Origin of the sequence: Nonomuraea sp. NPDC050733 (assembly GCF_040654215.1) — a bacterium.
In the GTDB taxonomy this organism is placed as follows: Bacteria; Actinomycetota; Actinomycetes; order Streptosporangiales; family Streptosporangiaceae; genus Nonomuraea.
Genome location: NZ_JBFAHO010000045.1, coordinates 47,470 through 60,678 on the forward strand (window position 1 = coordinate 47,470; position 13,209 = coordinate 60,678).

General features: G+C 72.0%; 13 protein-coding genes and 1 pseudogene. All 14 read right to left on the minus strand.

Annotated elements, in window-relative coordinates; genetic code table 11:
- Positions 1 to 50: 50 nt before the first annotated feature.
- Positions 51 to 1,058 (minus strand): protein translocase subunit SecF, encoded by a 1,008-nt coding sequence (gene secF / locus AB0H64_RS38880; RefSeq protein ID WP_357635153.1) that lies wholly within the window; start codon positions 1,056 to 1,058, stop codon positions 51 to 53.
- A 1-nt stretch (position 1,059) separates the two neighbouring features.
- Complete coding sequence (gene secD, locus AB0H64_RS38885; RefSeq protein WP_357635156.1) at positions 1,060 to 2,877, minus strand: protein translocase subunit SecD; 1,818 nt, start codon at positions 2,875 to 2,877, stop codon at positions 1,060 to 1,062.
- A gap of 44 nt (positions 2,878 to 2,921) precedes the next feature.
- Positions 2,922 to 3,332: a preprotein translocase subunit YajC gene (yajC, locus tag AB0H64_RS38890; protein WP_357635159.1), complete on the minus strand. Its 411-nt coding sequence runs from the start codon at positions 3,330 to 3,332 to the stop codon at positions 2,922 to 2,924.
- 213 nt (positions 3,333 to 3,545) lie between these two features.
- The gene (gene ruvB / locus AB0H64_RS38895; RefSeq protein WP_357635161.1) at positions 3,546 to 4,577 is read right to left on the minus strand and encodes a Holliday junction branch migration DNA helicase RuvB; all 1,032 of its coding nucleotides are present in this window, start codon (positions 4,575 to 4,577) and stop codon (positions 3,546 to 3,548) included.
- Between the two features lie 343 nt (positions 4,578 to 4,920).
- Positions 4,921 to 5,541, minus strand: a complete 621-nt coding sequence (gene ruvA / locus AB0H64_RS38900) for a Holliday junction branch migration protein RuvA (RefSeq protein WP_357635163.1) — start codon at positions 5,539 to 5,541, stop codon at positions 4,921 to 4,923.
- Entirely contained in the window at positions 5,538 to 6,140 is a 603-nt protein-coding gene (gene ruvC / locus AB0H64_RS38905) for a crossover junction endodeoxyribonuclease RuvC (protein WP_357635166.1), read from the minus strand. Before ruvC ends, ruvA begins: the two co-directional genes overlap by 4 nt.
- A 291-nt stretch (positions 6,141 to 6,431) precedes the next feature.
- The gene (locus AB0H64_RS38910; protein WP_357635168.1) at positions 6,432 to 7,595 is read right to left on the minus strand and encodes a GNAT family N-acetyltransferase; all 1,164 of its coding nucleotides are present in this window, start codon (positions 7,593 to 7,595) and stop codon (positions 6,432 to 6,434) included.
- Between the two features lie 11 nt (positions 7,596 to 7,606).
- Entirely contained in the window at positions 7,607 to 9,442 is a 1,836-nt protein-coding gene (locus AB0H64_RS38915) for a hypothetical protein (RefSeq protein WP_357635171.1), read from the minus strand.
- Between the two features lie 222 nt (positions 9,443 to 9,664).
- Positions 9,665 to 10,417 carry a YebC/PmpR family DNA-binding transcriptional regulator gene (locus AB0H64_RS38920; RefSeq protein ID WP_357635174.1) on the minus strand — a complete coding sequence of 251 codons (753 nt, stop codon included), beginning with the start codon at positions 10,415 to 10,417 and terminating at the stop codon, positions 9,665 to 9,667.
- A gap of 3 nt (positions 10,418 to 10,420) precedes the next feature.
- Positions 10,421 to 11,098, minus strand: coding sequence for a pyridoxal 5'-phosphate synthase glutaminase subunit PdxT (gene pdxT / locus AB0H64_RS38925; protein WP_357635177.1), 678 nt, complete (start codon positions 11,096 to 11,098; stop codon positions 10,421 to 10,423).
- Between the two features lie 73 nt (positions 11,099 to 11,171).
- On the minus strand, positions 11,172 to 11,678 hold the full coding sequence (locus tag AB0H64_RS38930) for a hypothetical protein (RefSeq protein ID WP_357635179.1): 507 nt from the start codon (positions 11,676 to 11,678) through the stop codon (positions 11,172 to 11,174).
- Between the two features lie 99 nt (positions 11,679 to 11,777).
- Positions 11,778 to 12,071: a zinc ribbon domain-containing protein gene (locus AB0H64_RS38935; RefSeq protein WP_357635182.1), complete on the minus strand. Its 294-nt coding sequence runs from the start codon at positions 12,069 to 12,071 to the stop codon at positions 11,778 to 11,780.
- A 137-nt stretch (positions 12,072 to 12,208) separates the two neighbouring features.
- Positions 12,209 to 12,436 (minus strand): annotated as a pseudogene (locus AB0H64_RS38940) (RNA-guided endonuclease TnpB family protein); the annotation flags it as partial.
- A gap of 34 nt (positions 12,437 to 12,470) precedes the next feature.
- The gene (locus tag AB0H64_RS38945; protein ID WP_357635185.1) at positions 12,471 to 12,686 is read right to left on the minus strand and encodes a hypothetical protein; all 216 of its coding nucleotides are present in this window, start codon (positions 12,684 to 12,686) and stop codon (positions 12,471 to 12,473) included.
- Between the last annotated feature and the right edge of the window lie 523 nt (positions 12,687 to 13,209).

A 13,209-nucleotide genomic window follows, 5' to 3' on the forward strand; every position in this document is an offset into this window, starting at 1 on the left:
CGCGCGGCGGGGCGGGCCGGCGTGGTGCCGGCCCGCCCCGCGCGTCATGCTCAGCCCTTGGCGACGGCCGCGTTCTCGGAGCCCTTGGCTCCCTTGCCGCTCTTCTTGCCGCCTCCGCTCGCGGCGGCGACGCGCCGGGCGATGGCCTGGTACTTCGGCTCCCGCTCCTTCAGCGTCACCAGCAGCGGCGTGGCGACGCACAGCGAGGAGTAGGTGCCGACGATCATGCCGACGAACAGGGCCAGCGACAGGTCCTTCAGCGTGCCGGCGCCGAGCAGCGTGGTGCCGATGAACAGGATCGCCGCCACCGGCAGGATCGCGACCAGCGACGTGTTCAGCGACCGGATCAGCGTGTGGCTGAGCGCGTTGTTGGCCGCCATCGAGTACGTCTGCTTGGACGTCGTGCCCAGCTTGGCCGTGACTTCCTTGATCATGTCGAACACCACGACCGCGTCGTAGAGCGAGTAACCGAGGATGGTCAGGAAGCCCAGCAGCGTGGCCGGGGTGACCTCGAAGCCGGACCAGGCGTAGACGCCCGCCGTGATGATGAGGTCGTGGACGAGCGCGACGATGGCGGCCAGCGCCATCTTCGGCTCGAACGCCATCGACAGGTACAGGATGATCGCCAGCATGAACACGCCCAGGCCGATCCAGGCCTTCTGGGAGACCTCACCACCCCAGGAGGCGCCGATCGCCTGCACGTCGACCTCCTCCTTGACGTCATACTTCTGCTTGATGACGTCCTGCAGCTTGGCCCTCTCGCTCTCGGACAGGTCCTCGCTGGTGATGCGGTAGCGCTGGTTGGTCGTCTGGACGATCGGCTGGTGGACGCCCTGCTCGAGGAACGTGGCACGGACGTCCTGCACGGTCGTGGCCGTCGCCGGCTTGAACGAGATGACCGTGCCGCCCTTGAACTCCACGCCGAGGTTGAGCCCGTTGAAGAGCAGACCGGCGATGGAGATGATCAGCAGGAACCCGGACAGGCTGTACCAGAGCTTCCAGCGGCCGACGAAGTCGATGTCGATCTCGCCGCGGTAGAGGCGACGCCCCAGTCCCATGTCAGGCCTCCTGCGGGGTGGTCGTACGGCCGGCGGAGCCGGTGTGGTCGGCGCTCATGCGCTCGGAGTCGAGGCCGGACAGCGGGTGTCCCTTGGCGAAGAACTTCAGCCTGGCGAGCACCGCGATGAACGGCTTCGTGAACATGAAGACGACCAGGATGTCGATGAGGGTGGTCAGGCCCATGGCGAACGCGAAGCCCGCCACGCCGCCCACGGCCAGCGCGTAGAGCACGACCGCGGCGATGAACATGACGGCGTCGGCGATCAGGATCGTGCGCCGGGCGCGGACCCAGGCCACCTCGACGGCCGCGCGCAGCGTCCGGCGGCCTTCCTTCATCTCGTCGCGGATGCGTTCGAAGTACACGATGAAGGAGTCGGCGGTGATGCCGATGGAGACCACCAGGCCGATGATGTGCGGCAGCGAGAGCCGGAAGTTGGCGTTGTGGCCGAGCACGACCACCGCCGTGTAGGTGAGGATCGAGGCGACCACGAGGCTCAGCACGGCGACGATGCCGAGGCCGCGGTAGTAGAGCAGGCTGTAGACCACCACGAGCGCCAGGCCGATGACGCCGGCGATCAGGCCGCCCTGGAGCTGGTCCTGGCCGAGCGTCGAGGACACCGTCTCCACCGAGCTGCGGGTGAACTTCAGCGGCAGCGCGCCGTACTTGAGCTGCTCGGCCAGATCGGTGGCGCTCTTCTGGTCGAAGCCGCCGGTGATCTCGGCGCGGCCGCCGGGGATGGCGCTGATGATGTTGGGGGCGGTGATGACGACGCCGTCGAGGACGACCGCGACCTTGTTGCGGGGCTCGGGCGCGCTGACGGCCTGGCCGGTCAGCGTGGCCCACGCGCTCGCGCCCTTGGACTTGAAGTCGAGCTGGACGAGCCACTCGGTGGTGCCTTGGCGGACACCCGAGGAGGCGGTGTCGATGTCGGTGCCGACGACCTTGGCCTTGTCGAGGACGTACTTGTAGCTGCCGTCGCTCTCACAGGCCGCGTACTGCTTGTTCGGGTCGTCCTGGACGCCCTGGCCGCGCTTCTTCGGGTCGGCGCAGTCGAGGCTCTGGAACTGCTTGAGCACCGCCGGGTCGATGCCCGTGGTGTCGATGCCGGAGTCGGCCGGCCGCTGCGTGGCGCTCGGCGAGGGAGCGGCGGTCGGCGTCGCCTTCGCGTTCTGGCCCTTCTTCTGCTGCTGCTCCGTCCGCGCGCCCCGGGTGCTCTGCGGCTTGGCGGAGTCGGCCGTGGCGGCGGGCGTCGGCGCGGTCAGCGCCGAGGACAGCGCCTTGCCCGTCGGGGACACGGACGGGCCCGGCGTGCCCGCCGAGCGGCTGGAGGTCGTCTGCGGCCTGGCCGACGGCGACCCCGTGCCGGACGGCGAGGCCGAGCCGGAAGGAGTGGCGCCCGGGGACGGCGCCTGGGTGGGGAGCTCCTGCGGGAGCTGCGTGGCCTCCATGGCGAGAACCTGGCGGAAGCGCAGCTCCGCGGTGGTCGAGACCAGACCGATCGCCTCGTTCTGCCCAACGCCCGGGATCGAGATGATGATGTTGTCGCCGGACTTGGCGACCTCCGCGTCGGAGATGCCGTTGCCGTTGACCCGGTCACGGATGATGTTGACCGCGCGGTCGAGGATCTCCTCGGGCGGAGCCGCACCGTTCTGGGTCACGGGTGACAGGGTCACCGTGGTGCCGCCGGCGAGATCGAGTCCGAGCTTCGGCGTGAACGCCTTCTGCAGGAACATCGTCCCGCCCAAGGCGAGGATGAGCGCCAGGAGCAGCAGGAGCGTCCGCCCCGGCTTGCTGTGGCTGCTGGTCGGTCGGGCCACTGGTCGTCAGTTCTTTCGGATAGAGGTTTGTCGCAGAAGCCTAGTCAGGACTTCGTGGTGTCCTGGCCGTCGTTGCGCTCGGGGGTCGTGCCGGTCGTGCCGGTGGTGCCGTCCTTGTCCGTGTCGGCGGTGCCGGACACGCCATCCGTCAGAGGCTCGTCGGCCACGGGCTCATCGACCACGGGGTCGCCGGGGGTGACGACACGGCCGATCGCGGCCTTCACCCACCGCGTCTCGATGCCAGGGGCCACTTCGAGGACCACATCGTCATTCTCCACCGTCACCACGGTGCCGAACAGGCCCGTCGTGGTCATCACCCGCGCCCCGGGGGTCAGGCTGTTCTGCATCTGAGCCGCTTCCTGCTGACGCTTGCGCTGCGGACGAATCAGCAGGAAGTAGAACACCACCGCGATAAGTATCAGCGGCAGGATACTCGTGAGTTGACCCGTGTTCATAAGGGGCGACCTTCCATTGTCGTACAAGAAGTTGACACCGGCGTCGCGCCGGAAATTCCGGGCGGTGCCTCCGGGGCCGCGCCGCTCAGCCCGTCAGCCTACACAGCCAGCCAAGCCACGGAGTGTAGGCCGTTGTTGCGAAACGCGGCAACGAGGCAGCGTTTCGCCGCGCGGGGAAGTTCCCAATTTGAAACGGTTGCAACCGTTCTGTAATCAGTCGAAAAGCGGTGCTCCGAAGGCGTCGGGGGGTGGCGTCAAACCGAGGTGTTGCCAGGCCGCGGCGGTCGCGACCCGGCCGCGCGGGGTCCTGGCCAGCAGGCCCTGCCGTACGAGGAACGGCTCGGCGACCACTTCGACGGTCTCGGGCTCCTCCCCCACCGCGACGGCCAGTGTGGACAGGCCGACCGGTCCGCCGCCGAACTTGCGCAGCAGCACCCCGAGCACCGCCCGGTCGAGCCGGTCGAGCCCTTCGGCGTCCACCTCGTACAGGTCGAGGGCGGCGGAGGCGACGTCGCGGTCGATGACGCCGCCGGCGCGCACGTCGGCGAAGTCGCGCACCCGGCGCAGCAGCCGGTTGGCGATGCGGGGCGTGCCGCGTGAGCGGCGGGCGATCTCGTAGGCGCCCTCGGGGGGCAGGGCCACGCCCAGCAGCCGCGACGAGCGGTGGAGCACCTGCTCCAGCTCGTCGACCTCGTAGAAGTCCATGTGGGCGGTGAAGCCGAAGCGGTCGCGCAGCGGGGCGGGCAGCAGCCCGGCCCGGGTGGTCGCGCCGACCAGGGTGAACGGCGCGATCTCGAGCGGGATGGCGGTCGCGCCGGGCCCCTTGCCGACGACGATGTCGACCCGGAAGTCCTCCATCGCGAGGTAGAGCATCTCCTCGGCGGGCCGGGCCATCCGGTGGATCTCGTCGATGAACAGCACCTCGCCCTCGGCCAGCGTCGACAGGATGGCCGCGAGGTCACCGGCCCGCTCCAGGGCGGGCCCCGAGGTGATGCGGAGCGGGGCGCTCAGCTCGGCCGCGATGATCATAGCCAGTGTGGTCTTGCCGAGTCCGGGAGATCCGCTCATCAGCACGTGGTCGGGCGGCCGGTTGCGCCGCAGGGCGCTCTCCAGCACGAGTGAGAGCTGCTCGCGGACGCGGCCCTGGCCGATGAACTCGCTGAGCTTCTTGGGGCGTAGCGCCGCCTCGATCTGCAGCTCGTCGCCTTCGGCGTCGGGCGACACGAGGTCCCGATCCAGGCTCACTTCCCCGTCCCCCTCACGGTCCGCGTCACGCTCGGCCTCGCGCTCCGCCTTGCGGCCGGGCTCACGGCCGGCCGCGCGCGCTCTGCCCCGCCGCGTCGGGTGCGGGGGCTCTGCGAGAGTACGGCACCCGCGCCCTCCGTGCCCCTCCAGGGCTCGCCGGGTCCTCCGGAACGCGGCCCCGGGCGGCCGTGGGCCGGTGCCCGGCGCGACGGGCTCGGGGGCGGCATGATCGGGAGCGACATGATCGCGAGTGCTGCCGTCGCGGGCGTGATCGGGAGCGGCCGGGTCAAGGACGATGCTGTCAGGGGCGGTGCCGTCGGGGACAGGGCCGGGGGCGGTGGGGTCATCGGACGCTCAGGGCACGCAGGGCGGACTTGAGGAGCGCGGCGACCTGCGGCTCGCGGCCCTCGGCGGCGTCGGCCTCGGCCTGCGGCTCGACGGCGAGGATCGCCTCGTCGGCGTCCTTGGCGGAGTAGCCGAGGCCCACGAGCCCGGAGTGGACCTGCTCGCGCCACAGCGGGGCGGGGCGGTCGCCGTTGAGCGCGGCGTCGACGGCGGCGGCGGGCGTGCCGAGGCGGTCCTTGAGCTCCAGCACGATGCGCTGGGCGCCCTTCTGGCCGATGCCGGGCACCTTGGTGAGGGCCTTGAGGTCGGCGGCGGCGACGGCGACGCGCAGCGCGTGGGGCGTGTGGACGGCGAGCATGGCCAGGGCCAGCTTGGGTCCGACGCCGCTGGCCGTCTGGAGCAGCTCGAACACGGCCCGCTCGTCCTCGGTGGCGAACCCGTACAGGGTGAGGGACTCCTCGCGCACCACCAGCGACGTGGACAGCCGCGCCTCCTCCCCGACCTTGAGCCGGGCCAGCGTGCCGGGCGTGCAGTGAGTGAGGATGCCGACGCCGCCGACCTCGATCACCGCGCCGTCGGGCGCGATGGCGGCGACCCGGCCGGCCACTGAGGCGATCACGGCGTCACGTCCTTCTCACGTCCGGCACCGGTACGGCCGGCCGCGCCGGTTCGGCTTGTCGTCCCCGTACGGCTTGTCGTCCCGGTACGGCCTGCGGTGGCCAGTGCCTGGGCCAGGCGGTGCTGGGCGCCGCCGCGCCACACGTGGCAGATGGCCAGGGCGAGGGCGTCGGCGGCGTCGGCGGGCTTCGGCATCTCCTTGAGCCGCAGCAGCCGGGTCACCATGGCGCCGATCTGCTTCTTGTCGGCCGTGCCGCTGCCGGTGATGGCGGCCTTGACCTCGGACGGCGTGTGCAGGGCGACCGGCAGGCCGCGCCGGGCGGCGCAGAGGACGGCGATGCCGGCGGCCTGCGCGGTGCCCATGACGGTGCGGACGTTGTGCTGGCTGAAGACCCGCTCGACCGCGACGGCGTCGGGCCGCACCTCGTCGAGCCACTGCTCGATGCCGGCCTCGATGCCGACCAGGCGCGCGCCCAGCTCCTCGTCGGCTCCGGTGCGCACCACCCCGACGGCCACCAGGGACAGCGGCGCGCCCGGACGACCCTCGACCGCTCCCACGCCGCACCGGGTCAGTCCCGGGTCGACGCCCATCACTCGCACCGTCGCGCCTCCCGCTCGTTCTCGCCCGCCGCCTGTCACGGCGCCCGTCACGTCCACCCGTCACGGCGCTCGTCACGTCCGCCCGTCACGGCGCCCGTCACGTCCGCCTGTCGCAGCGTCCGTTCGCGTCCGCCGAACAGGTGTTCGGCACGAGACTCTACCCCGGCTGACGTGCCCGCGCACCGGGAAACGCCCGCGCGCGGGATGACGGCCGCCCGGCGGGGAGACGGCCGGACGCCCGTCCGCGCGGGGGGTCGCTCCTCCGCACGAGGGGCGCGCCGGCGGGGTTCGTCAGAAGTAGTCGAGCATGTACGGCTGGGCGGCGAAGGCGGTGTCCAGGGCCTCGTCGTGCGCGTCGTCCCCGGACAGGAGGCCGCTGCGGCGCAGCGTCGCCGTGGGGATCCCGGCGTAGAGCGCGGACAGGCCGTTGATGCCGAGGGCGGGCCCGGCGCCGGCGCCCGCGTCGGCGGACAGGGCCTTGGCCTCGCCCCGGCCGCCGGAGACCGTGATCCGCCAGCGCCCGGTGTTGCCGGGGCGTACCGGGTCCTCGACCTCGACCGTCGTGTCCAGCGTCGCGCCGGCCGGGAATCCCCTGCGCTCCACCGCCGCCGCCACGTCGATCACCCGGAACATCCACCGCACCATCGTGACCTCCTCCTCCGACCGCTCGCGCAGCAGCCAGCGGACGGGGTCGTCCGGGGCCAGCACGGCCGTGACGGTCTTGGCGACCGAGGAGGCGGAGCCGACCAGCGACCACAGGGCGCGGGCGGTCTCCTCGGAGCCGGCGACGAGGTTGTCGACGCGCATGCGGTCGCCGTCCCAGCGGTACACGGCGTAGCCGTCGGGGGCCAGGTAGAGGAAGTCGTCCTCGCGGCCCAGCCAGTGGGCCCAGGTCCGCTCGTCCCGGGAGATCGGGCCGGAGGCGCGGGCCTCGCCGTGCAGGCGGTGCAGCAGGGCGACGACCTCGGCCGCGTCGCGGGCGTCCATGCGGCGCACCGGCACGTCGCCCGACGGCCTGATCGTGCGCAGCGCCTCGGTGGGGATGGTGACCAGGTGCTGGGCGCCCGCGTGCTCGTATCCCGTCGCCCGGTAGACGGGGGTGGTGGCCGGGTAGAGCGCGGAGACCGCGTCGCCCAGCTCGGCCGCCCTGCCGACGACGGCCCGCATGAGCATGGTGCCGACGCCCCTCCCCCGGTACTCGGGGTTGACCGTGACGGCCGCGACGCCCGCGAGGGGCTGCGGCCTGCCGTGCCACCACTGGGTGAAGCCCCGCACCCTGGCGGCTCCGGCCAGCCTGCCGCCGTCGAACACGCCCAGGTAGCGGCCCCCGTTCAGGTCGGGGGTGGCGAGGGCGCGCCAGCTCTCCCGCTCGGCGGGCGGGACCGGTCCGAACGAGCGCCTGCGGACGTCGAGCATGGCGTCGATGTCATCGGGGGTGAGGTCGCGAATCTCCACAATGGGACAACCTACGCAGCGGACGAGGGGTTCCGCGAACCGGCCCGTGGCGTCCCCGCGCCGATGGCCAGGCGGTGCAGGTACAGCACCTGGGCGGCGCCGGCGGCGAGCAGCGCGACCAGCATGACCGGCAGCGGCGTGGACAGGCCGGCGTCGGCCACGCCGCCGTACTCGCTGATGCTGAGGAACTGGGCGGCGGGGGCGGTGGTCAGACCGGGGTCGTGGACGACGAGGAGCGGCCAGAGGAGGTCCTGGCCGTTGAGGAGGGTGACGACGCCGACGAGCACGGCGGCCATGGGCAGCGACGGCATCACCACGCCGCCGGCGAAGTCGCCGCCGGAGCGCTCGGCCAGCCCCTTGCACAGCAGCGTGAGCACGAACAGGCACGGGACGCTGACCAGCACCGGTGGTACGAGGGAGACGAAGGTGTCGATCAGGCCCATGTTGCGGATGTCGTTCCAGCCGGCCACGCTGAGCGGGCCGACGCCGACGAACAGCCAGGGCGCGAACAGGAGCAGCAGCCACTCGCTGCGCCGGCCGAGGGGCCGCAGCCCGCCGATGCCCAGGGCGCCCAGGTAGGCGACGCCCACGGAGACCACGGCGCCGACGAGGGCGGGAACCCACGTGTTGACCTGGGTGGCGATGCCGCCCTCCCGCCCGTCGGAGGCTCTGGTGAGGGCCGTGAGCCAGGGCCAGGTGAGGGCGAGGGTGACGGCGGCGTAGGCGACGACGGCGGCGATGCCGGTGGCCCGCCCCGCGGCGGAGACGCCTCGCCCGCCGCCGTCCGGCTCCTCGGAGGAGCCGTGGCGCGCGCCGTACGGGGACGCGCCCGTGGTGGACGCGGGGCCGTACCCGGTCGTCCCGGGCCCGTGGCCGGCGGGGACAGGACCGGAGGAGGCGTACGCGCCGGGCGGGGCGGAGGGGCCGGGCGGGGCGGAGGGGCCGGAGGCCCCGGCCGGTACGGCGAAGGCGCCGGGGCCCGCCGGGGCGTCCTCCGGCTCGTACGGCAGGGCGGGGCCCTTCGGGGTGACCCAGAGGCGGACGCCGGTCGCCACCACGATGACCGCCGCCACGAGGCCGAGCACGCCCAGGGTGATTCCCGTGAGCGTTGCGACGGCCGCGCCCAGGCCCGGCCGGGCCTGGACGAACGCCTCGGTGTACTGGAGGCCCGCGAGGGTCCGCGTGGACCGGGAGACTCGCGTCATGACCGTCGTGACGGTGAAGGTCTGGAGGGCCGCCGCGACCGTGGCGAGCGCGACGACGGCGCCCACCGCGAGCATGCTGCGCGTCACGGCGCCGCCGCGCAGCGCCGGAAGGAACGCCATCACGGCCAGCGCGCACACGACGCCGAACGTGGCGGCGCCGAGGATCAGCCGCAGCCCGCCCGGGGCCGTGGCGGGGTCGCGGAGCGCGTTGACGAGCGTGACCGGCCCGGAGGCGCCCTCGGTGAGGCCGTGCAGCCAGGCGACGGCGACGGCGGCCGGGGAGAAGACCACGGGGGCGAGCGACAGCACGACCAGGCCGGCGCGCCGGAGCCCGGTGCCGGCCCGGTCGAGCGCCATCGCGAGCAGCGGCCCCGCGACCAGCGCGACCGGCAGGGGCACGAGCACCAGCGACAGGCTGAACCCCAGGGCGCCCCAGAACGCGTCACCCGAGCCGAGTAGGCGCGTGTAGTTGTCCAGGCCCACGAAGGTGAGAGGGGTGAGCGTGCCGCCGGACTGCAGACTGAGCTGGATCGTCTGGACGGTGGGCAGCAGCAGCGTGATCAGCATCCCGAGCCCGGCGGGCATGAGGAGCACCCAGCCGAGTGGGGAGGACGGGGGTCGGGGAAGGCTGTCGGAGGTCACGTCCCCCGACCCTACGCCGATCTCGGAGCGCCCTGCACGCCGTGGACGCCGGAGATGCGGGTGCCCGGCCCGGGGAACGGCCTGGAGGGCTCCCGGGAGGCCGCAAAGCGGTCCCGGGCATCCCGGAAGGCGTTCCCGGCTTCGGTGGGGCAAGGCGCCCCGTAGCGTCCCGGAGAGCCGCCCGTGTGCGGGCGGCTCCGGGGCTGGAGGGAAGCGGGAGGCTCAGGCCTCCAGCTTCTCCATGATGTCGTCGGAGACGTCGAAGTTGGCGAAGACGTTCTGGACGTCGTCGCTGTCCTCCAGCGCGTCGATGAGGCGGAACACCTTGCGGGCGCCGTCCTCGTCGAGCGGCACCGTCATGGTCGGCATGAAGCCCGACTCGGCCGAGTCGTAGTCGATGCCGGCCTCCTGCAGCGCCTTGCGCACGGGGACGAGGTCGCCGGCCTCGGAGACGACCTCGAAGGAGTCGCCCAGGTCGTTGACCTCCTCGGCGCCCGCGTCGAGCACGGCCATCAGGACGGTGTCCTCGTCGAGGCCGTTCTTGGGCACGATCACGACGCCCTTGCGGTTGAACATGTACGACACCGAGCCCGGGTCGGCCAGGGAGCCGCCGTTGCGGGTCAGCGCGACGCGCACCTCGGAGGCGGCGCGGTTGCGGTTGTCGGTGAGGCACTCGATGAGCACCGCGACGCCGCCGGGCGCGTAGCCCTCGTACATGATGGTCTGCCAGTCGGCGCCGCCGGCCTCCAGGCCGCCGCCCCGCTTGCGGGCCCGCTCGATGTTGTCGTTGGGCACGGAGTTCTTCTTCGCCTTGAAGATGGCGTCGAAGAGGGTGGGGTTGGCGTCGGGGTCAGGGCCACCGGTCCGGGCCGCCACCTCGATGTTCTTGATGAGCTTCGCGAACAGCTTGCCGCGCTTGGCGTCGAGCGCGGCCTTCTTGTGCTTCGTCGTCGCCCATTTGGAGTGGCCGGACATTACCTAGAGCTCCCTCACCATGTCTACGAAGTATCGGTGCACCCGCGTGTCCCCCGTGAGCTCCGGGTGGAACGAGGTCGCGAGCAACGGCCCTTGACGGACCGCGACGATCCTATCCCCAGGCTCGGCCATGCCCAGCACCTTGACGTCCGGTCCGACGGATTCGACCCAGGGAGCGCGGATGAACACCGCGTGCACGGGCTCGCCCGCGAAGTCGAGGTCGGCCTCGAAGGAGTCGACCTGGCGGCCGAAGGCGTTGCGCCGGACGACCATGTCGATGCCGCCGATGGTCTGCTGGCCGGACACGCCGTCCTCGATGCGGTCGGCGAGCATGATCATGCCGGCGCAGGAGCCGTAGGCGGGCATGCCGGCCTTGACGCGCCCGCGCAGGGGTTCGAGCAGCTCGAAGGTGTCGGCGAGCTTCCACATCGTGGTGGACTCCCCGCCGGGGATGACGAGCCCGTCGACGGCCGCCAGCTCGGCCGGCCTGCGCACGGCGACGGCCGTCGCGCCGGCCTCGGTGAGCATCCGCAGGTGCTCGCGCACGTCGCCCTGCAGGGCGAGCACCCCGATGGTGGGCGGGCGGCTCGCGGGCGCTCCGGCGGGCTCACTGGCGGGCACGCTGGCGGGCACGGTGGCGGGCACGGTCGTCCTTCCGTCGGGGTGCGGGGTCCGGTTCATTCAACACCACCGTGGGGCGGTGTCTTCCGCCGGGGATCGGGCGGGCGCCCGATCGCGCCACGGCACGCCGGGATCAGGCGGTGGCCACCTCGTGGACGGTGTGGCCGAGGTCCACGCGCGTCAGGGACCGCAGGTGGTGGCGGCGGGCGTACAGGACGGTCATGCCGGCCGCGCAGCAGAGGGCGCCGAGGACGTACGGCACGGTGACGCCGATCTCCTCGCCCAGCTTGGTGGCGATGAACGGGGCGAGCGCGCCGCCCATCCAGCGGACGAAGTTGTAGCCGGCGGAGGCGACGGGCCGGGGCGCGTCGGAGACCTCCATGGCCGACTCCGTGAAGACGGTGTTGTTGAGGCCGATCGGGATGCCGGACAGGATCGTGCAGACGATGATCCCGGTGCGGGCGCCGGCGCCGGCCGACACGGCGATGCCGATCTGGAGCACGGCGAGCAGGGCGAGCGCGAGGTGCAGCACGTTCACGGAGCCGATGCGCCGCTGGAGCGGTGGCGCACCGAGGACGGAGGCCAGCGCCACGCAGACGCCCCAGCCGAAGAAGACGGCGCCGATGCCGTACGGCGACATGCCGAGGATGAACGGCGTGAGCGCGAGGACGGTGAAGAACGCGAAATTTTGAACTCCTCTCCGGCTTGAAAGGCCGGAGACTCTCCCGTCGCGTCGCGGTCAGGCGGCGTACGGGGGTTGACGCTTCACCGACCGGGTATCCCTGAGGTCTCCACGTCCTGACACCGCAGTTCCTGCGGCGTTTGCGATATTGATCGCGGCGTTGTGGTCGGCGTTGCCGATCCAGCCGCAGGCAGGGCTGGTACAGGAGATCACCGCCTGACTGACGCGAGCGGCCGCATCACGGTGCCCGCACCGGTGACAGGTCTGCGAAGTTCCGGCGGCGGGACCTTCACCACCTGGCCGCCGCGATCGGCGGCCTTGTAGGTGAGCAGGGCCACTGTGCGACCCCACGCCTGTTCGCTGATGGCCCGGTTCAGCCCGGCCTTTTGGGCAACGTTGCGGCCGGGCGCCTGAGCGGTGCCCTTCGCGGAGCGGACCATGCGGATGATCCGCAGGTCCTCTACCACGATCACGCTGAAGGTAGCGGCGAGTTCGGTGGTGGTTTGGTGCTGCCAGTCGACGGCCCTGCGCTTGGCTGTCGCGCGAAGCCTGGCAATCTGGCCGTAGGTGCGCATGATCCGCTTGGAGCTAGGCGTTCCCATGCGGCGGGATGCCTTCTGGCGGGCGGCTTTGCGCTCCAACCGGCGTAGGCGTTCCCGCTGCCCGCCGCTCAGCCATGGACCGTGCTCGCGGATCGTGGCGTCCGACAACGCCAACGCAACCGTGATACCCCGGTCGATCCCGACCCGCTCACCGCGATGCGGTGATGCGCAGATCGCGGGCTTGAGGCACGTCCACCGCCATCCGACTGCGGCGGGTCTTGTACGTGGGGCGCCGGGCCGGGTGATTGGGGTTGAGGTAGTTGGCCCAGGCTTGCCGGTAGGTCTTCAACACCGCCTGGGCGGCCTGGGCGGGCAACCGCCCCATCCAGTCGATCTCTTCGCGCCGTTCGAATCGCCACGTCACACTCCTTGACGGTGGCGAAGCGACCCTGGCGGAAGGTGACGTACTCATGCAGGAGGTTCCACAAGGCGCGGGCGGTGTGGGCTTGGCCGTCCAGCACGGCAGCCTGCGTCGCGTTGAGGTCAAGTCGCGCCACATGCGCCCTGGCCCGAGCCCTGTTCTCCACAACATGATCGTATCGTTCGGTTCATGTCGCCGCAGTGGAAGCCGAATCCCGATGTGCGCGTCTGACGGCACGTCGTCCACCACCCTCATGCCCGCTTTTGGTGTTCGTCACGAAATACCGGCTTCGCCCTCGGGTGCGGGCTCACCCAGACTCATCCGGCCTCATACGCGGTTGGTGTCCATCGGTGCAAAGTTCGCCTCAGGCTTCCTCCAGACCCCGCTTCACGACGACGCCCTTGCCCCCGGCTCGGAGTTGGCACCACCCTTTCCTCCGGGAACCTTTCGCTCCCAGGCAGTCGCCCATGCTGGGCGCACAACGCGAGGAGCGGCGGCCGCCGGGGGGGGGGGCGCGCGGGGGGCC

What these genes read in the sequence shown, in the direction of transcription:
- secF (WP_357635153.1), bottom strand. Translation starts at nt 1,058, where the DNA reads ATGGGACTGGGGCGTCGCCTCTACCGCGGCGAGATCGACATCGACTTC.
- yajC (WP_357635159.1), bottom strand. Translation starts at nt 3,332, where the DNA reads ATGAACACGGGTCAACTCACGAGTATCCTGCCGCTGATACTTATCGCG.
- AB0H64_RS38920 (WP_357635174.1), bottom strand. Translation starts at nt 10,417, where the DNA reads ATGTCCGGCCACTCCAAATGGGCGACGACGAAGCACAAGAAGGCCGCG.
- pdxT (WP_357635177.1), bottom strand. Translation starts at nt 11,098, where the DNA reads ATGAACCGGACCCCGCACCCCGACGGAAGGACGACCGTGCCCGCCACC.
- AB0H64_RS38930 (WP_357635179.1), bottom strand. Translation starts at nt 11,678, where the DNA reads ATGTCGCCGTACGGCATCGGCGCCGTCTTCTTCGGCTGGGGCGTCTGC.